Source organism: Caballeronia sp. ATUFL_M2_KS44, assembly GCF_023630965.1.
Classification (GTDB): domain Bacteria; phylum Pseudomonadota; class Gammaproteobacteria; order Burkholderiales; family Burkholderiaceae; genus Caballeronia; species Caballeronia concitans.
This window is the reverse complement of sequence record NZ_JALQEA010000006.1, coordinates 59,989-81,769: the sequence shown is the minus strand read 5'-3', so window position 1 is coordinate 81,769 and position 21,781 is coordinate 59,989. Positions and strand designations below refer to the sequence as shown.

At 63.9% G+C, this 21,781-nt stretch carries 24 protein-coding genes; 21 read left to right on the top strand and 3 right to left on the bottom strand.

Annotation, left to right across the window (positions count from 1 at the left end):
• Positions 1-3: 3 nt before the first annotated feature.
• On the bottom strand, positions 4-1,077 hold the full coding sequence (locus tag NCR39_RS00395; protein WP_250450061.1) for an MBL fold metallo-hydrolase: 1,074 nt from the start codon (positions 1,075-1,077) through the stop codon (positions 4-6).
• 129 nt (positions 1,078-1,206) lie between these two features.
• Here NCR39_RS00395 and NCR39_RS00390 point away from each other — a divergent pair, with 129 nt between their 5' ends.
• The 15 genes from NCR39_RS00390 to NCR39_RS00320 all read left to right on the top strand — a co-directional run bounded on the left by NCR39_RS00390 (position 1,207) and on the right by NCR39_RS00320 (position 15,289).
• Positions 1,207-1,629 carry a MerR family transcriptional regulator gene (locus NCR39_RS00390; RefSeq protein WP_250450060.1) on the top strand — a complete coding sequence of 141 codons (423 nt, stop codon included), beginning with the start codon at positions 1,207-1,209 and terminating at the stop codon, positions 1,627-1,629.
• Positions 1,630-1,640: 11 nt separating this feature from the next.
• Positions 1,641-3,434, top strand: coding sequence for a bifunctional isocitrate dehydrogenase kinase/phosphatase (gene aceK / locus NCR39_RS00385; RefSeq protein ID WP_250450059.1), 1,794 nt, complete (start codon positions 1,641-1,643; stop codon positions 3,432-3,434).
• Positions 3,435-3,482: 48 nt separating this feature from the next.
• Positions 3,483-4,259, top strand: a complete 777-nt coding sequence (gene can / locus NCR39_RS00380) for a carbonate dehydratase (protein WP_250450057.1) — start codon at positions 3,483-3,485, stop codon at positions 4,257-4,259.
• Entirely contained in the window at positions 4,252-5,445 is a 1,194-nt protein-coding gene (locus tag NCR39_RS00375; protein ID WP_250450055.1) for an acetyl-CoA C-acetyltransferase, read from the top strand. The genes can and NCR39_RS00375 overlap by 8 nt, the downstream gene beginning before the upstream one ends.
• Before the next feature lie 22 nt (positions 5,446-5,467).
• Positions 5,468-6,145 carry an SDR family oxidoreductase gene (locus NCR39_RS00370; protein WP_250450053.1) on the top strand — a complete coding sequence of 226 codons (678 nt, stop codon included), beginning with the start codon at positions 5,468-5,470 and terminating at the stop codon, positions 6,143-6,145.
• A gap of 40 nt (positions 6,146-6,185) precedes the next feature.
• Positions 6,186-6,794: a glutathione S-transferase family protein gene (locus tag NCR39_RS00365; RefSeq protein ID WP_250450051.1), complete on the top strand. Its 609-nt coding sequence runs from the start codon at positions 6,186-6,188 to the stop codon at positions 6,792-6,794.
• On the top strand, positions 6,791-7,210 hold the full coding sequence (locus tag NCR39_RS00360; protein WP_250450049.1) for a YchJ family protein: 420 nt from the start codon (positions 6,791-6,793) through the stop codon (positions 7,208-7,210). Before NCR39_RS00365 ends, NCR39_RS00360 begins: the two co-directional genes overlap by 4 nt.
• Positions 7,211-7,559: 349 nt before the next feature.
• Positions 7,560-8,807, top strand: a complete 1,248-nt coding sequence (locus NCR39_RS00355; protein WP_250450048.1) for a dienelactone hydrolase family protein — start codon at positions 7,560-7,562, stop codon at positions 8,805-8,807.
• Between the two features lie 291 nt (positions 8,808-9,098).
• Positions 9,099-10,406 (top strand): adenosylmethionine--8-amino-7-oxononanoate transaminase, encoded by a 1,308-nt coding sequence (locus NCR39_RS00350; RefSeq protein ID WP_250450046.1) that lies wholly within the window; start codon positions 9,099-9,101, stop codon positions 10,404-10,406.
• A complete protein-coding gene (bioF, locus tag NCR39_RS00345) occupies positions 10,403-11,593 on the top strand; it encodes an 8-amino-7-oxononanoate synthase (RefSeq protein ID WP_250450044.1) in 1,191 nt (396 codons plus the stop codon). Before NCR39_RS00350 ends, bioF begins: the two co-directional genes overlap by 4 nt.
• Positions 11,590-12,291, top strand: a complete 702-nt coding sequence (bioD, locus tag NCR39_RS00340; RefSeq protein ID WP_250450042.1) for a dethiobiotin synthase — start codon at positions 11,590-11,592, stop codon at positions 12,289-12,291. Before bioF ends, bioD begins: the two co-directional genes overlap by 4 nt.
• A 6-nt stretch (positions 12,292-12,297) precedes the next feature.
• Positions 12,298-13,311 (top strand): biotin synthase BioB, encoded by a 1,014-nt coding sequence (gene bioB / locus NCR39_RS00335; RefSeq protein ID WP_250450040.1) that lies wholly within the window; start codon positions 12,298-12,300, stop codon positions 13,309-13,311.
• A gap of 295 nt (positions 13,312-13,606) precedes the next feature.
• The gene (locus tag NCR39_RS00330) at positions 13,607-14,200 is read left to right on the top strand and encodes a PAAR domain-containing protein (protein ID WP_250450039.1); all 594 of its coding nucleotides are present in this window, start codon (positions 13,607-13,609) and stop codon (positions 14,198-14,200) included.
• A gap of 1 nt (position 14,201) precedes the next feature.
• Positions 14,202-14,708 carry a peptidoglycan recognition protein family protein gene (locus NCR39_RS00325; protein ID WP_250450038.1) on the top strand — a complete coding sequence of 169 codons (507 nt, stop codon included), beginning with the start codon at positions 14,202-14,204 and terminating at the stop codon, positions 14,706-14,708.
• Positions 14,709-14,971: 263 nt separating this feature from the next.
• Complete coding sequence (locus NCR39_RS00320) at positions 14,972-15,289, top strand: hypothetical protein (RefSeq protein WP_250450037.1); 318 nt, start codon at positions 14,972-14,974, stop codon at positions 15,287-15,289.
• A gap of 90 nt (positions 15,290-15,379) precedes the next feature.
• On the opposite strand, the gene NCR39_RS00315 is transcribed toward NCR39_RS00320, so the two are convergent.
• Entirely contained in the window at positions 15,380-16,387 is a 1,008-nt protein-coding gene (locus tag NCR39_RS00315; RefSeq protein ID WP_284507062.1) for a sulfate ABC transporter substrate-binding protein, read from the bottom strand.
• Between the two features lie 95 nt (positions 16,388-16,482).
• Complete coding sequence (locus NCR39_RS00310) at positions 16,483-17,094, bottom strand: RBBP9/YdeN family alpha/beta hydrolase (RefSeq protein ID WP_250450036.1); 612 nt, start codon at positions 17,092-17,094, stop codon at positions 16,483-16,485.
• A gap of 148 nt (positions 17,095-17,242) precedes the next feature.
• On the opposite strand from NCR39_RS00310, the gene NCR39_RS00305 reads away from it, so the two are divergent.
• Genes NCR39_RS00305 through NCR39_RS00280 form a run of 6 tightly spaced genes read left to right on the top strand, consistent with a single transcriptional unit; the run spans position 17,243 to position 21,665 of the window.
• Complete coding sequence (locus NCR39_RS00305) at positions 17,243-17,725, top strand: VOC family protein (RefSeq protein WP_250450035.1); 483 nt, start codon at positions 17,243-17,245, stop codon at positions 17,723-17,725.
• A 17-nt stretch (positions 17,726-17,742) separates the two neighbouring features.
• The gene (locus tag NCR39_RS00300) at positions 17,743-18,684 is read left to right on the top strand and encodes a 2-hydroxyacid dehydrogenase (RefSeq protein ID WP_250450034.1); all 942 of its coding nucleotides are present in this window, start codon (positions 17,743-17,745) and stop codon (positions 18,682-18,684) included.
• 33 nt (positions 18,685-18,717) lie between these two features.
• The gene (locus NCR39_RS00295) at positions 18,718-19,638 is read left to right on the top strand and encodes a hydroxymethylglutaryl-CoA lyase (protein ID WP_250450033.1); all 921 of its coding nucleotides are present in this window, start codon (positions 18,718-18,720) and stop codon (positions 19,636-19,638) included.
• A gap of 13 nt (positions 19,639-19,651) precedes the next feature.
• Entirely contained in the window at positions 19,652-20,161 is a 510-nt protein-coding gene (locus NCR39_RS00290) for a YbaK/EbsC family protein (RefSeq protein WP_040053169.1), read from the top strand.
• Between the two features lie 38 nt (positions 20,162-20,199).
• Positions 20,200-20,757 (top strand): DUF1289 domain-containing protein, encoded by a 558-nt coding sequence (locus NCR39_RS00285; RefSeq protein ID WP_250451411.1) that lies wholly within the window; start codon positions 20,200-20,202, stop codon positions 20,755-20,757.
• Positions 20,754-21,665: an MBL fold metallo-hydrolase gene (locus NCR39_RS00280; RefSeq protein ID WP_250450031.1), complete on the top strand. Its 912-nt coding sequence runs from the start codon at positions 20,754-20,756 to the stop codon at positions 21,663-21,665. Before NCR39_RS00285 ends, NCR39_RS00280 begins: the two co-directional genes overlap by 4 nt.
• Positions 21,666-21,781: the final 116 nt, after the last annotated feature.

Genomic DNA, 21,781 nt, shown 5'->3' with positions numbered 1-21,781 from the left:
ATATCAGGCCGGCGCGAAGCGAATCACGCCATCGTCGCCGGTCTGACGTTTCAGCGTTCCATCGAGCCAAAGCAGGTTCAAATGCGCGAGCGCTTCGCCGAGCGCGAACGTCATCTGATGAATGTCGAGCTTGCGCCTGAACATGATCGGCACGATATCGGCGGCGCTGCACGGCTTTTCGGCGCATGCCTCGCGCACTTCCGCGAGCCGCGCGCGATGATGCTCCCGCAATTGCCCGATGCGCGTCTGCACGCCGCGAAACGGCTTGCCGTGCGACGGCAACGCGAGCACATCGGCGGGCATGGTTTCATATCGCCCGAGCGATCCCAGATACAACGCAAGCGGATTGCCTTCCGGCTCGATGGCGAACACCGACACGTTCGTCGAAATGCGCGGCAACACCATGTCGCCGGAAATCAGCAGCTTGTCCGATGCGCAATACAACGCGCTATGTTCGGGCGAATGACCGTAGCCCGACACCACTTCCCATTCGCGCGCGCCGATGCGCACACGCTCGCCATCGCGGATACGGCGAAACTCGCGCGGCATCGACGGCACGAGCGTCGGGTAATAGCTGTCGCGCTTCTTCAACGCATCGAGCGATGCTTCGTCGGTCATGCCGTGCGCCGCGAAATGCGCCGCCGCGCGCTCGCCGCCCGCGTTGGAGCCATCGCCCGCGGCCATCACGCGGCCCATCGCGTATTCGCCGAGCGAGATCCACAGACGCACGTTCCAGCGCCGCTTGTCGCCGCCTTCGCAAATCCAGTCGGCAAGACCGAGATGATCCGGATGGCAATGCGTGACGATCACGCGCAACACGGGCAGACCGCCGAGCACGGTATCGAACACACGTTCCCAATTCGCGCGGATGCTTTCGTTCGCAATGCCGCAATCGATGACCGTCCAGCCCTGCACGCCATCGATTTCATCGCGCAAAAGCCAGAGGTTGATGTGATCGAGCGCGAACGGCAGCGGCATGCGCAGCCAATAGACGCCGGGCGCGACTTCCTTCACGCCGCCCGGCTCGGGCAATTCGTCGGCGAATACATAATCGAGCTGATGTTCGAGTGCGTTCATCGGTGCCTTTGGATGGTGGATGGCGGTCGCGCGGCAGTGCGGTTTCGCCGCGTTGCATTCGGGCCGAGTTGACGATAACGTAAACGTCATTCTAACGTTGCACGCGCGCCGGCGCATGGCGGTTTTCCGATGACCCAGCCCACGCATTACACGATCACCGATTTGGCGCGCGAGTTCGACGTCACGCCGCGCGCCATCCGCTTCTATGAAGATCAGGGCCTGCTCGCACCGCGACGCGAAGGCGCGAACGGCCTGCGCCGCGTGTATTCTTCGCGCGACCGCACGCGCCTGAAGCTCACGCTGCGCGGCAAGCGGCTCGGCTTCACGCTGTCGGAGATTCGCACGCTGCTCGATCTCTACGATTCCCCCACCGGCACCGCCACGCAGCTTCGCGCGTTCATCGACACCATCGCGGCGCATCGCGAAGTGCTGCAACGCCAGCTCGAAGACCTGAACACCACGCTCGACGAACTCGCCGCTTACGAAGAGCAAGGCCGCGCGCTGCTCGCGGCGGGCATCGACAAACGCGCGCGCCGCTCGAAAGCCGCATGATGTGAGCCGACATGAACCACTTTCCCAAACTGCTCTCATCGCAAATCGGCTTCGATGTCGCGCAGACGCTGCTCGAAGGTTTCGACCGGCATTACCGCGTGTTCCGCGAAGCCGCCGTCCGCGCGAAGACGCTCTTCGAACAGGGCGATTGGCGCGCGATGTCGCAACTCGCGCGCGAACGCATCACGTCGTATGACGAACGCGTCGCGGAATGCGTGGCGCTGCTCGAAGACGAATATGACGCGGAGAACATCGACGACGACGTCTGGCAGCAGATCAAGCTGCATTACATCGGCTTGCTCACGACGCACCGGCAGCCGGAATGCGCCGAGACGTTCTTCAACTCGGTATGCTGCAAGATTCTGCATCGCTCGTACTTCAACAACGATTTCATCTTCGTGCGTCCGGCCATTTCGACCGAATACATCGAGAACGACGAGCCCGCCGCGAAGCCGACGTATCGCGCGTATTACCCGGACAAGGACGGCCTCGCGGCGACACTCGAGCGCATCGTCACGAACTTCCAGTTGCAGCCGCCGTTCGAAGACCTCACGCGCGACGTGCAATGCGTGATGCAGTCGCTGAAAGATGCCTTCGGCGACTTCGCGCCCGCGCCGAATTTCCAGATTCACGTGCTGTCGTCGCTCTTCTTTCGCAACAAGGCGGCGTATATCGTCGGACGCATCATTCACGGCGATTCATTGCTGCCGTTCGCCATCGCCATCCGTCATGCGAAGCCCGGCCTGCTCGCGCTCGATACCGTGCTCGTCGAACGCCAGCAGTTGCTCATCATCTTCAGCTTTTCGCATTCGTACTTTCTCGTCGACATGGAAGTGCCGTCGGCGTATGTGCATTTCCTGCGCACCATCATGCCGGCCAAGCCGAACGCGGAGATCTACACGTCGCTCGGCCTGCAGAAGCAGGGCAAGAACCTGTTTTATCGCGACCTGCTGCATCATCTGAAGCATTCGAGCGATCAGTTCATCATCGCGCCGGGCATCAAGGGGCTCGTAATGATCGTGTTCACGCTGCCGTCGTTTCCTTATGTGTTCAAGCTCATCAAGGATTCGTTTCCGCCGCCGAAAGACACCACGCGCGCGAAGATCGAGGACAAATATCTGCTCGTGAAGCGCCACGACCGGCTGGGCCGCATGGCCGATACGCTCGAATATTCGAGCGTCGCGTTGCCCGTCGCGCGGCTCGATCACGCGCTCATCCGCGAGCTGGAGAAGGAAGCGCCCTCGATGATCGAATACGAAGACGACAAGCTCGTCATCCGGCACGTGTATATCGAACGGCGCATGGTGCCGCTGAACCTCTTCCTGCAGAACGGCAATGCGGACGACATCGATCACGGCATCAAGGAATTCGGCGATGCAATCAAGCAGTTGATCCAGGCGAACATCTTCCCCGGCGACATGCTTTACAAGAATTTCGGCGTGACGCGGCATGGACGCGTCGTGTTCTACGATTACGACGAGATCGAATATCTCACCGATTGCAACGTGCGCAGCGTGCCGCCGCCGCGCAACGAGGAAGACGAGCTGTCGGGCGAGCCGTGGTATACCGTCGGTCCGCACGACATCTTTCCGGAAACCTACGGCACGTTCCTGCTCGGCGATCCGCGCGTGCGCGAAGCGTTCATGCGTCATCACGCGGATTTCTTCGACCCTGCGCTGTGGCAGCGTCACAAGGAGCAACTGCAACGAGGCGAACTCGCCGACTTTTTTCCCTACGACGGAGCCATCCGATTCTGCGTCCGCTATCCGGAACGCTTCGAGAAGGCATCCGCGCGCGCCGCATGACGTGCGACATGCGGTGCATCCTTTGAAACATGCAATACGAACATCACCATGACTGACCGAAACAACGAAGCCGCTCATCCCCTCGCCCATCTCTTCGACAACAACCAGAACTGGGTCACGCGCAAGCTCGCGGAGGACGCGGATTTCTTCGAGCGGCTCGCGCATCAGCAAGCGCCGGAATATCTGTGGATCGGCTGCTCCGACTCGCGCGTGCCCGCGAACCAGATCATCGGCTTGCCGCCGGGCGAAGTGTTCGTGCATCGGAACATCGCGAACGTGGTCGTGCACTCGGACCTGAACGCGCTTTCCGTGATCCAGTTCGCCGTCGATCTCCTGAAGGTGAAGCACATCATGGTCGTCGGCCATTACGGCTGCTCGGGCGTGGGCGCGGCGCTCGTCGGGCGGCGCGTCGGCCTCGCGGACAACTGGCTGCGTCACGTGGAAGACGTGCGCGAGAAACACGCCGCCCTGCTCGACGAATGGCCGATGGGCGAAGCGCGGCATCGCCGGCTCGTGGAACTGAACACGATCGAGCAGACGCTCAACGTGTGCCGCACGACCGTCGTCAACGACGCCTGGGCGCGCGGGCAGGACCTCACCGTTCACGGCTGGACCTACGGCGTCCACGACGGCCGTCTGCGCAACATGGGCATGATGATCAGGGCGCAGGAAGCAGTGGACCCGACGTATCAATCGTGCCTCGCGGCGTTGACGCGCGAAGGCGCACATGCGGCGGAGAACGACGTCATCGCGTCCGATGCGGCGCGTCTCGGCGCCATTCCCGCCGTCATTCAGGGCGTCATCAAGGAGCTAAAACATGAGTGAGACACAGAGCGATCCGGTCGTCATCGTTTCGGCGGCACGCACGCCGATGGCCGCGTTTCAAGGCGATTTCGCCACGTTGACCGCGCCGCAGCTCGGCGCGTCGGCGATCCGCGCGGCAGTCGAACGCGCGGGCCTCGCGCCCGAGCAAGTCGGCGAAGCGATCATGGGCTGCGTGCTGCCCGCGGGACAAGGCCAGGCGCCCGCGCGTCAGGCGGCGCTCGGCGCGGGCCTGCCGCTTTCCACCGGCTGCACGACGATCAACAAGATGTGCGGCTCCGGCATGCGCGCCGCGATGTTCGCGCACGACATGCTCGTCGCGGGATCGGCGGACGTGATCGTCGCGGGCGGCATGGAAAGCATGACGAACGCGCCGTATCTGCTGCCGAAGGCGCGCGCCGGCATGCGCATGGGACACGGCCAGGTGCTCGATCACATGTTCCTCGACGGCCTCGAAGACGCGTACGACAAAGGCCGCCTGATGGGCACGTTCGCGGAGCAATGCGCGTCGTCGTATGCGTTCTCGCGCGAATCGCAGGACGCGTTCGCGGTCGAATCGCTGCGCCGCGCGCAACGCGCGAACGAGGACGGATCGTTCGAATGGGAAATCGCGCCGGTCACGGTGCAAGGCCGCAAGGGCGATACGCTCATCGCGCGCGACGAGCAGCCGTTCAAGGCGAACATCGACAAGATTCCGACGCTCAAGCCCGCGTTCGCGAAGGACGGCACGGTGACGGCGGCGAATTCGTCGTCGATATCGGATGGCGCGGCCGCGCTCGTGATGATGCGCGAATCCACCGCGAAGCGCCTCGGCGTGACGCCGGTTGCGCGCGTCGCCGGACACAGCACGTTCGCGCAGCAGCCCGCGTTGTTCACGACCGCGCCGGTCGGTGCGATCGCGAAGCTCTTCGAGAAGAACGGCTGGCGCGCGAACGATGTCGATCTCTACGAAATCAACGAAGCGTTCGCCGTCGTCACGATGGCCGCGATGCGCGAACACGACCTGCCGCACGACAAGGTCAACGTGAACGGCGGTGCGTGCGCGCTCGGGCATCCTATCGGCGCGTCGGGCGCGCGGATTCTCGTCACGCTGATCGGCGCGTTGCGCAAGCGCGGGTTGAAGCGCGGCGTGGCGTCGCTGTGCATCGGCGGGGGCGAAGCGACGGCGATGGGCATCGAACTGATCTGAAGCCATCCACAAAGGACAACGCATGAAAACCGCCCTGATCATCGGCGCGTCACGCGGTATCGGCCACGAGTTCGCGCGCGAATATTGCCGCGACGGCTGGCGCGTGCTCGCCACCGCGCGCGACAAGGCCGCGCTCTCCACGCTCGACGCGCTCGGCGCGCAAACCATCTCGCTCGACGTGACGCAGCCGGAGCAGATCGCCGCGCTCGCGTGGCAGCTCGACGAAGAGCGGCTCGATGTCGCGATCATCGTGTCGGGCGTGTACGGCCCGCGCACGGAAGGCGTCGAGACCATCAGCAGCGACGATTTCGACGACGTCATGCACACCAACGTGCGCGGCCCGATGCAACTCATCCCCGTGCTCCTGCCGCTCACCGATGCCGCGCACGGCGTGCTCGCCGTGGTGTCGAGCAAGATGGGCAGCATCAGCGAAGCGAGCGGCACGACCGGCTGGCTGTATCGCGCGAGCAAGGCGGCGCTCAATTCTGCGCTGAAGGTGGCTTCGCTGGAATCGCGGCATTCGGCGTGCATCGCGCTGCATCCGGGCTGGGTGCGCACGGAGATGGGCGGGCCGTCGGCGGCCATCGACGTCGCGCGCAGCGTCAGCGGCATGCGCGCGGTGATCGCGGAAGCCGGTGCGTTGCGCGACGACTTCAACGGCCGCTTCATCCAGTACGACGGCACGAAGCTCGACTGGTGACGCATCGACCGATTCGACCACTTCGATCAGGAACATCCGAATGACCTATCACGTGCATGGCGTTTCGGCGTCCGGCAACTGCTACAAGGTGCGACTCGCGCTCGAACAACTGAAGCTGCCGTATGTCTGGCATGAAGTGGACATGATGCACGGCGCCACGCGCACCGACGCCTTCCGCAAGCTCAATCCGAACGGCAAGGTGCCGGTGTTGTGCATCGACGAGACGACGACGCTCACCGAATCCGACGCCATTCTCTGTTATCTCGCCGACGGCACGCCGCTCATGCCCGACGACCGCCTGCAACGCGCGCAAGTGCTGCAGTGGATGTTCTTCGAGCAGTACAGTCACGAGCCGTACGTGGCCGTCGCGCGCTTCATCCGGCAATTTCTGAAGCAGCCCGGCGATCCGCGTCTGCCCGACAAAACCGCCGGTTCGTATCGCGCGCTCGACGTGATGGAGCAGCATCTCGCCGCGCGCACGTTCTTCGTCGCCGAGCGATACACGGTCGCGGACATCGCGCTTTTCGCGTACACGCATGTCGCCGACGAAGCCGGTCTCGACCTCGCGCGCTATCCGGCGATCCGCGCGTGGCTGGATCGCGTGCGAAGCCAGCCGGGTCATCTCGCGATGCCGGGAGTCGATGCATGAGGCCGGTGGAATGTCCGTGCGGCGGGGCGTCGCCCACGCAGAAGGCGAATGCGCGCGCGCCGCGTTACGAGGATTGCTGCGGGCGTCTCATCGACGGCCACGCAGCGCCCGCGAACGCGATGGAACTGATGCGCTCGCGCTACACCGCCTACGTGCTCGGCGACACGGCCTACCTGCGCGCGACGTGGGACGCGGCGACCTGCCCGCCCGACCTCGACGCCTCCGACACCGGCACGCGCTGGCTCGGCTTGCAGATCAAGCGCCACACGCACATCGACGCGAATCGCGAGGAAGTCGAATTCGTCGCGCGATACAAGGTGGACGGGCGCGCGCATCGTCTGCACGAAGCCAGCCGCTTTACGCGCGATGCGAATGGCCGCTGGGTTTATATCGACGGAGAAATAAAAGAAAAGTAAATAGGTTCTTAATATAAGTACCGACCTCCGGCGGTATTTATTTCCTGAACTTCTCCTTTCAGATTAAGCGGTTACGGGGTTTCCTTTATTGTGCAGTGCAATTTTGAACGGGTAATCTCTCTTTACGCCAGCGCGTTGTCATTCTCGCGCACTGGTAAAGAGCGTTGCCCCGCTTTAATGCCTGCATTGCCCGTTTGAAGCCATTCGTCGTGCCTTTTTGGGGCACGACTCCCGAAACCAGCATTCGATACTGCTCTTCGCGAGCAGCGCGACAGGTTTGTGACTTCGATCGGCAACAGTCCGGGGCCACGCCACATCAACATCGATCGGATGCAGTCGGAGTTCACGGATGGCGATCAGAAACTGGTTGGTCGGATGCAGCATGTTGTGCTCGCTCGCGACGGCGTTGGTCACGTCCGCCGCGCGCGCCGAACCAATCGGCGGCGTGCGTCAATCCGAGGGCCTCACGGCTCCGGTCTTCGGCCAGATTCCCGATGCGCTCGACCCGAGCCTGCCGGTCGTCGCCAACGGGCTGAACGAGACGGTCATCGGCGTGCCGGAAGACGACATCGCGCTCGAAACCACCGTGTTCAAGCCGGACGGCGCGGGCCCGTTCCCGATGATCGTCTTCAATCACGGCAAACTTCCCGGCGACGCCCACGCGCAGCCGCGCAACCGCCCGGTCGCGCTCGCACGCGAGTTCGTGCGCCACGGCTATGTCGTCGTGGTGCCGAATCGGCGCGGATTCGCCGGCTCGGGCGGCGACTACGCCGGCCGCGGCTGCAACGTCGAAGCGAACGGCTTCGCGCAGGCGCGCGATGTCGCCGCGACCGTCGCGTACATGAGCCAGCAGCCGTATGTGGACAAGACGCATATCGTCGTGGCGGGCACGTCGCACGGCGGGCTGACGTCCATCGCCTACGGCGCGCGCGACGCGATGTCCGCGCCCGGCGTGCGAGGTCTCATCAATTTCTCCGGCGGGCTGCGTCAGGACGAATGCGCGGGCTGGCAGAAGAATCTCGTCAACGCGTTCGGCGCTTACGGCGAACACGTGCGCCTGCCGTCGCTGTGGCTTTACGGCGACAACGACTCCGTCTGGCAAGGCGACCTCTCCGCGCAAATGTACGAGGCGTTCGTCGCGCACGGCGCGCGCGCGAGCATGGTCGATTTCGGCACGTACAAGAGCGACGCGCACCGGCTCGTCGGCGACCGCGACGGCGTGCAGGTCTGGTGGCCGCGCGTGAAGGCGTTCCTCGCGCAGATCGGCATGCCGACGTCCGTGCAATATCAGGTCGCCGAGCCGCGCGCGCCGCAAGCGTCGGGCTACGCGAGCCTGGACTCGGTGCAGTCGGTGCCGTACGTCGATGAAGGCGGACGTGCCGGGTATCGCAACTTCCTGAGCCAGTATTCGAGCCGCGCGTTCGCCGTGTCGGATTCCGGCGCGTGGTCGTGGGCGGAAGGCGGCGACGATCCGATGTCCGTCGCCATCGCCGGATGCCAGAAGCAAAGCAGCGATCCGTGCCGCCTCTACGCGGTCGATGACGCCGTCGTCTGGAAGGGCGCGCCCTCCGCCGACACGCAGACGGCATCGCGCTGAACGCTTACCGACGGAAACGCAAACGCCGGCCCGCGCGCCGGCGTTTTTGCATCTTGCGGCGCAATCGTTCGCATAGGCGTCGCGTTCGCCGACGATGCGCGCGACATCGCGTTTTCGCTCATCCGATGCGCGCGCACGCGCGGCGCAAAAGTCCGTCGAAAAGGGAAGCGCGCGGACATTTTCGGGATAATTGGAGCGCGCGACGTCTCGCGCGTCTTTCCTCGAAATGCGCAGGCCCTGCGGCCTGACCGATGTACCGGCTCGCGTCACGCGCGGGCCTGGGAGCCGTTTTTGAACACAGAAGCGAATCAAGATTGGGTTGCGCGCTCGCTCGCCGCCGTGTGGCATCCGTGTACCCAGATGAAGCATCACGAGCGCGTGCCGCTCGTGCCGATTGCGCGCGGCAAGGGCGCGTGGCTCTACGATCCGGCGGGCAACCGCTATCTCGACGCCATCAGTTCGTGGTGGGTCAATCTCTTCGGCCACGCGAACGCGGACATCAACCGCGCGCTCAAAGATCAACTCGATACGCTCGAACACGCGATGCTCGCGGGCTGCACGCATGCGCCCGCCGTCGAACTGGCCGAGCGGCTTTCCGCGCTGACGCAGCGCACGTTAGGCCACGCGTTCTTCGCGTCGGATGGCGCGTCGGCGGTCGAGATCGCGTTGAAGATGAGCTTTCACTTCTGGCGCAATCGCGGCCGGAGCGAGAAGCGCGAGTTCGCGTGCCTCGCGAACAGCTATCACGGCGAGACCATCGGCGCGTTGGGCGTGACGGATGTCGCGCTCTTCAAGGACGCCTACGATCCGCTGATCCGTCACGCGCACGTGGTCACGTCGCCGGCGGCGGTGGGCGTCGACGAAGCCATTAGCGCGATGCGCGCCCTCTTCGAGCAACGCGCGACGCAGCTTGCCGCCGTGATCGTCGAGCCGCTCGTGCAGTGCGCGGCGGGCATGGCGATGTACGACGCGTCGTATCTCACGCAACTGCGCGCGCTTTGCGACGAGTTCGGCGTACACCTGATCGCCGACGAAATCGCGGTCGGCTGCGGACGCACGGGCACGTTCTTCGCGTGCGAGCAGGCGGGCGTGTGGCCGGATTTCGTGTGTCTGTCGAAGGGCATCAGCGGCGGTTATCTGCCCCTTTCGATCGTGCTGACACGCGACGAGATCTACGCCGCCTTCTACGACGACGACGTGACGCGCGGCTTCCTGCATTCGCATTCGTACACGGGCAATCCGCTCGCGTGCCGCGCGGCGCTGGCCACGCTCGATCTCTTCGAAAGCGCGAACGTGCTGGAAGAGAATCGACGCAAATCGGCGCTCTTGGGCGCGACGTTGCGGACGCACTTCGGCAAGCACGAACGCGTAAAGAATCTGCGCGAGCGCGGCACGATCTTCGCGTTCGATGTCGATATCGCCGACAAGACTTTCTCGCGCCGCTTCTTCGCCAACGCGCTGCAACGCGAGCTGCTGATGCGTCCCATCGGCGCGACGGTGTACATGATGCCGCCGTACATCCTTTCCGACGACGAACTCGCGCTGCTCGCACAACGCACGCGCGACACGCTCGACGCGACGCTCGCGGAGGCCGCATGACGCGCACATCGGACGTGTTGTTCGACGCGCTCAAGCAAGGCCTCGCCGATATCGACGCGCGCGGTTTGCGCCGCCGCCGACGCACCATCGACGGCGCGAATTCCGCGCATATGACCGTCGATGGCCGCGCGATGATCGGCTTCGCGAGCAACGACTATCTCGGCCTCGCCGCGCACGAAGCGATTCGCGCGGCGCTGGCCGAAGGCGCGTCGCTGTACGGCGCGGGCAGCGGCGGATCGCATCTGCTCGGCGGCCATTCGCGCGCGCACGCGCAACTCGAAGATGAACTCGCGGCGTTCTCGGGCGGCTTCGTCGACGATCCGCGCGCGCTCTACTTCAGCACCGGCTACATGGCGAACCTCGCCGTGCTCACGACGCTCGCCGGGCGCGGCACGCTCGTGTTTTCGGATGCGCTGAACCATGCGTCGCTGATCGACGGCGTGCGTCTTTCGCGCGCGCAAACGCAGATTTATCCGCACGCCGACATCGACGCGCTCGACGCCATGCTCGACGCCTCGCGCGATCAGACCGCGACGAAGCTGATCGTCACCGATTCGGTGTTCAGCATGGACGGCGATATCGCGCCGCTCGCGCGTCTCGTCGAGGTGGCGGAAAAATACGGTGCGTGGCTCGTCGTCGACGACGCGCACGGCTTCGGCGTGCTCGGTCCGCAAGGACGCGGCGCGTTGGCGCATTACGCGCTGCGCTCGCCGCATCTCGTTTATGTCGGCACGCTCGGCAAGGCGGCGGGCGTCGCGGGCGCGTTCGTGTGCGCGCATGCGACGGTCATCGAATGGCTCGTGCAGCGCGCGCGGCCGTACATCTTCACGACGGCGTCGCCGCCGGCGGTCGCGCATGCGGTGTCGGCGAGCGTGCGCATCATTGCAAGCGATGAAGGCGATGAACGGCGCGCGCATCTGGCATCGCTCATCGGCGCCACGCGCGCGATGCTCGAACGCACGCGCTGGCTGCCGGTCGATTCGCAGACGGCGGTGCAGCCGCTCGTCATCGGCGGCAACGATGAAACCGTCGCGCTCGCCGCCGCGCTCGATTCACAAGGGCTGTGGGTGCCCGCGATTCGTCCGCCGACGGTGCCGTCTGGCACGTCGCGCTTGCGCATTTCGCTTTCTGCCGCGCACAGCGACGACGACCTCGCGCGCCTCGATCATGCTTTGAGTACGCTATGACCGCTTTATCCTTATTCGTCGCCGGCACCGATACGGAGATCGGCAAGACGTTCGTATCATCCGCGCTGCTTCACGGCTTCGCGCGCGCGGGCCTCTCCGCCGCCGCGATGAAGCCGATCGCCTCGGGCGCGGCCGTTCGCGACGGCGTGCTGCACAACGACGACGCCGATCAGCTCGACGCCGCCGCGAACGTCGCGCTGCCGCCCGAAATTCGCACGCCGTTCATGATGCGCGAGCCGATCGCGCCGCATATCGCGGCGGCGCGCGAAGGCGTGTCGCTGGATATCGGGCGCATCGTGGACGCGCATCGCTTCGCGGTGACGCAGGCGGATATCGTCGTGGTGGAAGGCGTCGGCGGCTTTCGCGTGCCGCTCGACGATACGCACGACACCGCCGATCTCGCCGTCGCGCTGAATCTGCCGGTGGTGCTCGTCGTCGGCATGCGGCTCGGGTGCATCAGCCATGCGCTGCTGACCGTGGAAGCGATCGCGTCGCGCGGGCTCAAGCTCGCGGGCTGGGTCGCGAATCGCGTCGATCCCAACATGCTTTATCCCGACGAAAACATTCGCACGCTTCTACAACGTATCGATGCGCCGTTGCTCGGCGTCATCCCTCACATCGCGCCGGCCGATGCGTCGCGCGCCGCCGATCATCTCGACGCGCGCCTTCTTCTCGACCGGCTTCAACTCAAGGACTGAACACCTATGACGCAGACCATTACTGCCGAAACCGCTACTCAAGCTAAACCGCAGCCGCTAACGCCCGCGCGCTGGCGTGTCGCCGATGTCGTCGCGCTGTACGAGCTGCCGTTCAACGATCTGCTGTATCGCGCGCAGACGGTGCATCGCGAGCATTTCGATCCGAACGCGGTGCAGTTGTCCACGCTGCTGTCCATCAAGACGGGCGGCTGCGAGGAAGATTGCGCGTACTGTCCGCAGTCGGTGCATCACGAGACCGGCGTGAAGGCGGACAAGCTGATGGAAGTCGATGCCGTGCTGAAGGCCGCCGAGACCGCGAAGGCCAACGGCGCGACGCGTTTCTGCATGGGCGCGGCGTGGCGCAATCCGAAGGATCGTCATCTGGAGCCGATCAAGGAGATGATTCGCGGCGTGAAGGCGATGGGCATGGAAACGTGCGTGACGCTCGGCATGCTGGAGGCGCATCAGGCGTCGGCGCTGCGCGATGCGGGCCTCGATTACTACAACCACAATCTCGATACGTCGCCCGAGTTCTACGGCCAGATCATCTCGACGCGCACGTATCAGGATCGGCTGGACACGCTGGAACATGTGCGCGATGCGGGCATCAACGTGTGCTGCGGCGGGATTGTGGGCATGGGCGAATCGCGTCGCGAGCGCGCGGGGCTGATCTCGCAACTGGCGAACATGGAGCCGTATCCGGAATCGGTGCCGATCAACAATCTCGTGCAGGTGGCGGGCACGCCGCTGACGGGCACCGAGGCGCTCGATCCGTTCGAGTTCGTTCGGACGATCGCGGTGGCGCGCATCACGATGCCGAAGGCGATGGTGCGTCTGTCGGCGGGACGCGAGCAGATGGATGAGGCGTTGCAGGCGCTGTGCTTTGCTGCGGGCGCCAATTCGATCTTCTACGGCGATCAGTTGCTGACGACGAGCAATCCGCAAGCGGACGCGGACAGGAAGCTGATCGAGCGGCTGGGGATGCGGGCGGAAGCGGCGAGTGGGGTGAGTGCGGGGTAAGGGCGTTGGCGGGGGCTCGCGTTGGTTGCGGGCCCTTATGGTTGGCGTCAACCGCGCACGGCACGCCGCGCGCGGTTGATCAAACTCGCATGGCGCCGGAGCCCGTCTGCCGCAACATCCGAACGTTGTCATTGTTTTTTGTCGATTTCGGTGGCTTCCGGTCGGCGCCTAATGTGCGGACTGCCTCTGCTCTCGTATCCTGACGATTCCGATCAACGCGCGTAAGCGTCCGAATCCAGGGATAGCGATACATGACAAAAACTAAGCATAACGAATATTTATTCGGGTTAATGGCATGATGCGCCGAATTGCTGTTGCCGGCGACAAACTGAGCAATGGTGGCGAAGTCTGCTATCAAAATGGGCCTATTTTCACGTTCGGCGATGCCGGACACCAGGCCGCGCTTATCAACGGGGCCGCCTACTGCCCAATCTGTCGAACGACGGGCTATATCGCCAAAGACGGCGGTCCGCGTCGCATGACCATTGTCGGCAGTGAAATAGCGCTAGACCGCGATCTGATTGTCTGCGGCTGTCCGGAAAATCCACGCATATTCGCGCAACTTGCGGGCGAGGCATGGTACGACGATCTCGCTGAGAGCCTCGGTGTAATTGACACCAAGAAAAACGCGCAGCGCGTTGCGCAGACAGTCTTCCGTCCAGGCGAACGAAGCGAGAATTGCGCAAGCTGGTTTTACGTGACAGACAGTGCAACCGGGCGCCCTTTGTGCAATCAGCAACTTATCGCCGTAGTAGCGGGTATCGAACAGGCATGTAAGACGGACGCGAATGGCTACGCTAAGGTCGAGACCAACGACCCGCAAAGCATCGATATACACGTCTTCTTTTCGTCGCCCAAACGCAATCTCATTCCCGCGCAAGGAGATTGAATTGGCTTCGGATTACAACATCAGTCACTGGACAAAAACCCGCACATCGTCCGACAGCAGCCGTACCACGGCAATCTCAATTGCGGTGAATAACCAGGGCGCGACTCGTCAAGCCATTATCAAGGCGCTCGCCCGAAGCGGCTATAGCCTGATTGAGCGCTCCGCGTGGCACGCCAAACCGCCGAGAGGTGCGTTGCGCGAAAGCCATTGGGACTATCACGATATCGTTCTGCATCACGCGGGCCGCAGTTACTCGTGCGGTGCGCCGTCCATTCAGGAAATGCAACGCGTACAGGCGGAGGACATGGGTCGAAGCCCGCCATTCGATGACGCCGGGTATCACTACGCGATTTCGTGTCAGGGAGAGATCTATGAGGCGGGGGATATCAGATTCACCGGCGAACACGTTGCGGGCGATAACACCGCAAGATCGGGATCGTTTTCCTTGCCAATCTCGTGCAGGCAGGCGAGGCATACCAGCAAGAATACGGTCGTCTCTCAGTCATAGATAAGCTCAGAAATATCGGCGGAATCGTCACCGACCGGGCGGTTCTTTGGCACGACGAGCCCACGCGCGCGCAAGTTATGGCGTGCCGCGCCTTGTGTTCCGTACTTATGGAGTTTTTCAACGTCGAACGGCTGGGCGGGCATCGAGAGTATCAACAGATCGCAACGCATAGAGGGCGAGCTTGCCCGGGCAATCTTGGAATGGACATTGTCAAGCTGCTACGTTCGGAGCTATCGCTAAGTGCGCCGCGAGGATAATCGTTTATGAAAAGAAAGGCAGTGGCCTTGCTCCTAAGCGTCACAACATTGCTGTTGCTCTGGCTATGGCTCGGTGTGGGCTATTACTATTCGTATATCGACCACGACGAACATGCGATCTACTTCATCAAGAAGGGTCTGACGTTGAGAAGGAAATTCATCAACCCTTTTGCGAATGAAGGCGATCCGTTGCCCATCAACGCGTTAGCGCTTGATGTTCGCGACGAACTCGCCGTCTATTGCAGATATGCCTATGGCGTGATGCGAAACGACGAGAAATCACTCGAGGAATGCAGGGCCCGAATCATCCACGACGTTCTATGAGCCATATCAGGAGACGCACAATTCGGTAGGGTCGGCGGCGAGGACACGCCTATCTATTTGCCCTCGCCAACTACCGACCGCTACGCCGACTCACTTCCTATCCACCACCACCTGATCGAACGTCCCACCATCGGCGAAATGCGTTTGCTGCGCCTTCTGCCAGCTCCCGAACATCTGCTCCACCGTGAACGTCTTCAGCGGCTTGAACTCGCTTGCATGTTTCGCGAGCACGTCCGCGTTGCGCGGCCGCAAGTGATGTTGCGCGATGATCTCCTGCGCCTGTGCCGTATAAAGAAAGTCGAGATACGCCTGCGCTTCCTTGCGCGTGCCGCGCTTGTCCACCACTTTGTCGACGATCGATACCGGCGGCTCCGCCACGAGGCTCGATGACGGATACACCGCATCGAAATCCTTCGCGCCCGCACCGCTCCCGATCAAACCCACCTCGTTCTCGAACGTCACCAGCACATCGCCGATGCCGCGCTGCGTGAACGTCGTCGTCGCGCCGCGTCCGCCCGTATCGAGCACCGGCACGTTACGGAAGATCGCTTTCTCGAAGTCCTGCGCCTGCGCATCGGTCGCGCCCTGCTGCTTCTTGTAGCCCCACGCCGCGAGATACGTGTAGCGCCCGTTGCCCGATGTCTTCGGATTCGCGATGATCGCCTGCACGCCAGGCCGCGCCAGATCGCTCCAGTCCTTGATGTTCTTCGGGTTGCCCTTGCGCACGAGGAACACCATCGTCGTCGTATAAGGCGCGCTGGCGTTCGGCAGGCGCGTGCGCCAGTTCGCCGGCACGAGCTGGCCGCGCTCCGCGAGCAGGTCGATGTCGTTCGGCTGGTTCATCGTGACGACATCGGCCTGAAGGCCCTGCATCACCGATAATGCCTGCGCGCTCGATGCCCCATGCGACTGCCGCACCGACACCGTCTCGCCCGTGCGCTTCTTGTAATCGACGACGAAGGCCGCGTCGATATCCTTGTACAGCTCGCGCGTCACGTCGTAGGAGACGTTGAGCAACGTGGTGTCCGCATGCGCGACGCCCGCCGCCATGCACATCGCCACGCTCGCCGCGAGCGCGAGCTTCCTGTATGCCGCCATGTGTATCCCCGAAAAACGATTGCAATAGAGATGCGAAAGGCCGCGCGAAGGCGGCCATCGAGTGTGATCGAAACGAACCCGCAACGCGAGATGCATCAACCGTACGCGTGTTCGCGCAGGAACACGTCTTCCGCGCCGAGTTCGACGGGCGGCGCCCAATGCGCGAGCGTATCGACGAGATACTTCGCGTGCGGCCACGGACCGTAGCCCGACGCCGTGTTGATGTGCCCGGCATCGCCGAAGTTCACGAACGCGCTGCCCAACTGCTGCGCGAGATCGCGCGCGTGATCGACGGGCATCCACGGATCGGTTTCGCTGCCGACGAGTATCGACGGCACCGCGAGCGGCATCGGCTCGAAGCGGCCGGCGAGACGAAACTTCGCCGGACTCGCGGGCGCGACGAACAGCACGCCCACGACCTTCGACCGCACATTCCCCAAACGCCCGCGCGAAAGCGCATGCGCCGTCGCGAGACAGCCGAAGCTATGCGCGGCCAGCACCACGGGCCGCTGCAACGCATCGATCCGCGCTTCGACCGCGCTCGCCCATGTATCGAGATGCGGCGCATCCCAGTCGGCCTGCTCCACGCGCGACGCCTCCACGTACTGCCGCTCCAGCCAGCTTTGCCAGTGCGCGCCCTCGCTGCCGTGCAGCCCCGGCACGGTGACGAGCAAGGGCCGCCGGATCGGATCGTCGATAGTGTTCATGGCTGCCTCGCGCGCCGCGTTCTGTTCAGGCGTCATTGTCCCGTGATGCACGCCGCGCGCGAACGATTCAATCGTCATTTCCATATGCGCGACGTGAACGCCGCAGGCAGGCACCGTAGAATGTGCCGATACACCACACGGAGGCCGTATGTCCGATCTGCCCGACGAATCCGCCGACCGCTTCCAGCACGCGGATCATTCGCGAACGCAACGCACGCTGCAGCCGTTTCACCTCGCTTTTCCCGTCACGAGTCTAGAGAACGCCCGCGCGTTCTACGGCGAACTGCTCGGCTGCGCGGAAGGCCGCAGCTCGCCCGACTGGGTCGATTTCGATTTCTTCGGTCATCAACTGGTCGCGCATCTTTCGCCGGACGAAGCGCGGCCCGCCGCGAAGAACGACGTCGATGGCGACGACGTTCCCGTGCGTCACTTCGGCGTCGTGCTGTCGATGGCGGACTGGCACGCGCTCGCCGAACGGCTCAAGGGCGTGGGCACGAAGTTCATCATCGAGCCGCATGTCCGCTTCAAGGGCGAAGTCGGCGAACAGGCGACCATGTTCTTCCTCGATCCATGCGGCAACGCGCTGGAATTCAAGGCGTTCAACGACATCGGCCAGCTTTTCGCCAAATGAGTTCGATGAGAAGCCGCATGAAGATCATCTTCCACGAACAGAACACCGACACCGATGCCTGGCTGCGCGGCTTTGCCCGCGAGTTGCCGGAAGCGGACGTGCGCGTGTGGCAACCGGGCGATACCGCGCCCGCCGATTACGCAGTCGTCTGGCGCGCGCCGCGCGACTTGTTCGCGAACCGGCCGGATCTCAAGGCCGTGTTCAATCTCGGCGCGGGCGTCGATGCCATTCTCGATGTCGAACGCAAGGAGCCGGGCACGCTGCCGCCCAACGCGATGCTCGTGCGTCTCGAAGACACGGGCATGGCGCAGCAGATGGCCGAATACGCGACGTACGCGGTGCTGCGCTACATGCGCCGCTTCGACGAATACGAGGCGTTGCAGCGCGAAGGCCGCTGGGAAAAGCGCACGCAACACGCGCGCAAGGAGTTCATCGTCGGCGTGCTGGGCTTGGGCGTGCTCGGCGGCGAAGTGGCGCGCGCGCTCGTGGCGCTCGGCGTGCCGGTGCGCGGCTATAGCCGTACGGCGAAAGAGATCGAAGGCGTCGCGGTCTACGCGGGCCTTGATCAATTCGATGCCTTTCTCGACGGCGCGCACATGCTCATCAATCTGCTGCCGCATACGCCGGACACCGAAGGCATTTTGAACGCGCGCGTCTTCGGCAGGCTCGCGCGCGGCGCGTATTTGGTGAACGTGGCGCGCGGCGCGCATCTCGTCGATGCCGATCTCATCGGCGCACTCGACAGCGGCCAGCTCGCCGGCGCGATGCTCGACGTGTTCCACACCGAACCGCTGCCGAAGGAACATGCGTTCTGGCGGCATCCGCGCGTGAGCGTGACGCCGCATATTTCGGCGGAAACGTTGCGCGAAGAGAGCATCGTGCAGATCGCCGCCAAGATCAAAGCGCTCGCGCGCGGCGAAACGATCAGCGGCATTGTGGATTTCAAGCGCGGCTATTGAAACGCGGGCGCATTCAATGAGAAGGAGACAAGCATGATCCCGTCGAAAGTGAAGATCGTCGAAGTCGGGCCGCGCGACGGCCTGCAGAACGAAAAGACCTTCGTGCCCACGGAAACGAAAATCGAACTGGTGAACCGGCTCGCGGGCGCGGGCATCGTCAATGTGGAATCGACGTCGTTCGTGTCGCCGAAATGGGTGCCGCAAATGGCCGACGCCGCCGCGCTGCTCGCCGGCATCGAGCGTCGTCCGGGGACGATCTACTCGGTGCTCACGCCGAACATGCGCGGCTTCGAAGGCGCGCTCGAAGCGAAGGCCGACGAAATCGTGATCTTCGGCGCGGCCAGCGAAGCGTTCTCGCAGAAGAACATCAATTGCAGCATCGCGGAAAGCATCGCGCGCTTCGAGCCGGTCGCGAAAGCCGCGAAGGAAGCGGGCTTGCGGCTGCGCGGCAGCATCTCGTGCTCGCTCGGCTGCCCGTATCAGGGCGAAGTGAGCGTCGCGTCCGTGGTCGATGTCGTCGAGCGCATGAAGGCGCTCGGCTGCGATGAAATCGACATCGCGGATACCATCGGCGTCGCCACGCCCGCGCGCACGCGCGAAGTCGTCGCGGCGGCGTCGAAGGTGTTTCCGCGCGAGCGTCTTTCCGGCCACTTTCACGATACGTATGGCCAGGCCATCGGCAACATTTATGCGGCGCTGCTCGAAGGCATCGAGATTTTCCACGCGTCGGTCGCGGGACTCGGCGGCTGTCCGTATGCGAAAGGCGCGACGGGCAATGTCGCGACCGAGGACGTCGTGTATCTGATGAACGGCTTGGGCATCCAGACCGGCGTGAATCTTGACGAGCTCGTCGAGATCGGCGATTTCATTTCGCGCGCGATCGGCAAGCCGAGCGCATCGCGTGCGGGCAAGGCGCTGCTCGCGAAAAAGCGCGGCGGCGAAGCGTGTGCATGACAAAGGGCAACCGATGATCGAACCCACTCCTATCGACGCCCTCCCCGAATCCGCGCGCCGCGTCGCGCTGCTGCTGAAGGAACGCGGCCATCCGCATCCGGTCGTGATGCTGCCGGAGACTGGCAAGACATCGGCGGAAGCCGCGGCCGGTCTCGACTGCGCCATCGCGCAGATCGCGAAGTCCATTCTCTTTCGACGCCGCGACGACGACGCGCCCGTGCTCGTGATCGCGAGCGGCGCGAATCGCGTGGACGAAGCGAAAGTCGCGGCGCGGGTCGGCGCGCTGGCCCGCGCGGACGCGAAGTTCGTGCGCGAGAAGACCGGCTACGCGATCGGCGGCGTTTGTCCGATCGGTCACGCGGTCGCGCCCGTCACGCTGATCGACGAAGACCTGCTCGCGCTCGACAGCCTGTGGGCCGCGGCGGGGCATCCGCATGCGGTGTTCAACCTGTCGCCGCGCGAGCTGGTCGAGTTGACGGGCGCGCCGGTGGTCGATGTCGCGTTGCGCGAAACGGCGTCGTGATGAACGGCGTGGCGTCGCCTTGCGTCGATGTCTGCCGCATGAACGCGGAAACCGGCTTTTGCGACGGCTGTTTCCGCACCATCGACGAAATCGCCGCGTGGTCCGCGTATGACGACGACGCGAAGCGCGCCGTGCTTGCGCGCGTCGAGAGCAGGCGGCTGGGCGCGCGCGTCGTGACCATCGGCGAATCGTTCGACGCGACGCTCTCGCTGCCGCCCGATTCCATTCGCCATTTCGCGACGCTCGTGGACGACCGCAATCCGCTGCATCACGACGACGCGTACGCGCGCGCGAGCCGCTTCGGCGCGCTGATCGCATCGGGCACGCAGCCGACCGCGCATCTCATGGCGATGATCGCCACGCATTTCTCGCAGTACGCGCAGCCGCTCGGGCTGGAGTTCAACATCAAGCTGACGCGCGCCGTGAAGGCGAACGATGTCGTCACGATGCGCTGGCAGGTCATCGACGCCAAATGGAAAGCGAGCCTGCGCGGCGATCTGGTCACGCTCGAAGGCGGCGCGCGCAATCAGCTCGGCGAAACGGTGATGAAGGCGACGGCGACCATCGTCGTCATGCCGAAGGACGCCGCATCATGAAAGCGCTGCCCGAATCGATGACCGTGTTCGAGCGCGGCTGGCTCTCGTCGAACAACGTGCTGTTCATGAGCGATGACGGCGCGGCGCTCGTCGATACCGGTTACGTCGCGCACGCGCCGCAAACGCTCGCGCTCGTGCGACAAAAGCTCGGCGCGCGCGGGCTCGATCTGATCGTGAACACGCATCTGCATTCGGATCATTGCGGCGGCAACGCGCTGCTGCAGGCCACGTACGCTTGCAAAACGCTGATTCCGTCCAGCGAAGCGCAAGCCGTCCGCGACTGGAACGAAGACGCGCTGACGTTCGACGCCACCGGGCAGCGCTGCGAGCGCTTCGGTTTCAGCGGCACGATTGAAAACGGCGCGACGCTCGCGCTCGGCGGTTGGTCGTGGTCCGTGCACGGCGCGCCGGGCCACGATCCGCATTCGCTCATGCTCTATTGCGCCGACGCGCGCATTCTCATCAGCGCCGACGCGTTGTGGGAAAACGGCTTCGGCGTGATCTTCCCGGAACTGGAAGGCGAAAGCGGCTTCGCGGAAGAACGCGCGGTGCTGGATTTGATCGCGCGGCTCGATATCGACATCGTGATTCCCGGCCACGGCGCGCCGTTTTCGGATGTCGCGCGGGCGCTGGATGTCGCGTCGTCGCGGCTCGATTACTTGCAGGCCGATCCCGCGCGCAACGCGAAGAATGCGCTGAAGGTGTTGATCGTGTTCAAGCTGATGGACGTGCGCGCGATGAACTTCGACGCGCTTCTCGAAATGACGACGAATGCCCGCGCCATGCGCGCCGCCGCCGATGCGCTCGCCGCGCCGAACGAGCGCCGCGCGTTGCTGGAAAAACTGGTCGGGGAACTGGCGCGGAGCGGCGCGGTGACGGTGAACGGCAGTGTGATAACGGCCGCGTGAAGCGCCAAAAAGAAAGCCGCTTGTCAGCTACGGCAAGCGGCGAACATAGACGTGATCAACGTCGAGATTCATCCTAACCCGACGCTATCGTGCGTGCATCGGTGCTTTCCCTACAG

Excerpts from the sequence above, each read along its gene's own strand:
- NCR39_RS00395 (WP_250450061.1), bottom strand. The coding sequence starts at position 1,077 with ATGAACGCACTCGAACATCAGCTCGATTATGTATTCGCCGACGAATTG.
- NCR39_RS00390 (WP_250450060.1), top strand. The coding sequence starts at position 1,207 with ATGACCCAGCCCACGCATTACACGATCACCGATTTGGCGCGCGAGTTC.
- aceK (WP_250450059.1), top strand. The coding sequence starts at position 1,641 with ATGAACCACTTTCCCAAACTGCTCTCATCGCAAATCGGCTTCGATGTC.
- can (WP_250450057.1), top strand. The coding sequence starts at position 3,483 with ATGACTGACCGAAACAACGAAGCCGCTCATCCCCTCGCCCATCTCTTC.
- NCR39_RS00375 (WP_250450055.1), top strand. The coding sequence starts at position 4,252 with ATGAGTGAGACACAGAGCGATCCGGTCGTCATCGTTTCGGCGGCACGC.
- NCR39_RS00370 (WP_250450053.1), top strand. The coding sequence starts at position 5,468 with ATGAAAACCGCCCTGATCATCGGCGCGTCACGCGGTATCGGCCACGAG.
- NCR39_RS00365 (WP_250450051.1), top strand. The coding sequence starts at position 6,186 with ATGACCTATCACGTGCATGGCGTTTCGGCGTCCGGCAACTGCTACAAG.
- NCR39_RS00360 (WP_250450049.1), top strand. The coding sequence starts at position 6,791 with ATGAGGCCGGTGGAATGTCCGTGCGGCGGGGCGTCGCCCACGCAGAAG.
- NCR39_RS00355 (WP_250450048.1), top strand. The coding sequence starts at position 7,560 with ATGGCGATCAGAAACTGGTTGGTCGGATGCAGCATGTTGTGCTCGCTC.
- bioF (WP_250450044.1), top strand. The coding sequence starts at position 10,403 with ATGACGCGCACATCGGACGTGTTGTTCGACGCGCTCAAGCAAGGCCTC.
- bioD (WP_250450042.1), top strand. The coding sequence starts at position 11,590 with ATGACCGCTTTATCCTTATTCGTCGCCGGCACCGATACGGAGATCGGC.
- bioB (WP_250450040.1), top strand. The coding sequence starts at position 12,298 with ATGACGCAGACCATTACTGCCGAAACCGCTACTCAAGCTAAACCGCAG.
- NCR39_RS00330 (WP_250450039.1), top strand. The coding sequence starts at position 13,607 with ATGATGCGCCGAATTGCTGTTGCCGGCGACAAACTGAGCAATGGTGGC.
- NCR39_RS00320 (WP_250450037.1), top strand. The coding sequence starts at position 14,972 with ATGAAAAGAAAGGCAGTGGCCTTGCTCCTAAGCGTCACAACATTGCTG.
- NCR39_RS00315 (WP_284507062.1), bottom strand. The coding sequence starts at position 16,387 with ATGGCGGCATACAGGAAGCTCGCGCTCGCGGCGAGCGTGGCGATGTGC.
- NCR39_RS00310 (WP_250450036.1), bottom strand. The coding sequence starts at position 17,094 with ATGAACACTATCGACGATCCGATCCGGCGGCCCTTGCTCGTCACCGTG.
- NCR39_RS00305 (WP_250450035.1), top strand. The coding sequence starts at position 17,243 with ATGTCCGATCTGCCCGACGAATCCGCCGACCGCTTCCAGCACGCGGAT.
- NCR39_RS00300 (WP_250450034.1), top strand. The coding sequence starts at position 17,743 with ATGAAGATCATCTTCCACGAACAGAACACCGACACCGATGCCTGGCTG.
- NCR39_RS00295 (WP_250450033.1), top strand. The coding sequence starts at position 18,718 with ATGATCCCGTCGAAAGTGAAGATCGTCGAAGTCGGGCCGCGCGACGGC.
- NCR39_RS00290 (WP_040053169.1), top strand. The coding sequence starts at position 19,652 with ATGATCGAACCCACTCCTATCGACGCCCTCCCCGAATCCGCGCGCCGC.
- NCR39_RS00285 (WP_250451411.1), top strand. The coding sequence starts at position 20,200 with ATGAACGCGGAAACCGGCTTTTGCGACGGCTGTTTCCGCACCATCGAC.
- NCR39_RS00280 (WP_250450031.1), top strand. The coding sequence starts at position 20,754 with ATGAAAGCGCTGCCCGAATCGATGACCGTGTTCGAGCGCGGCTGGCTC.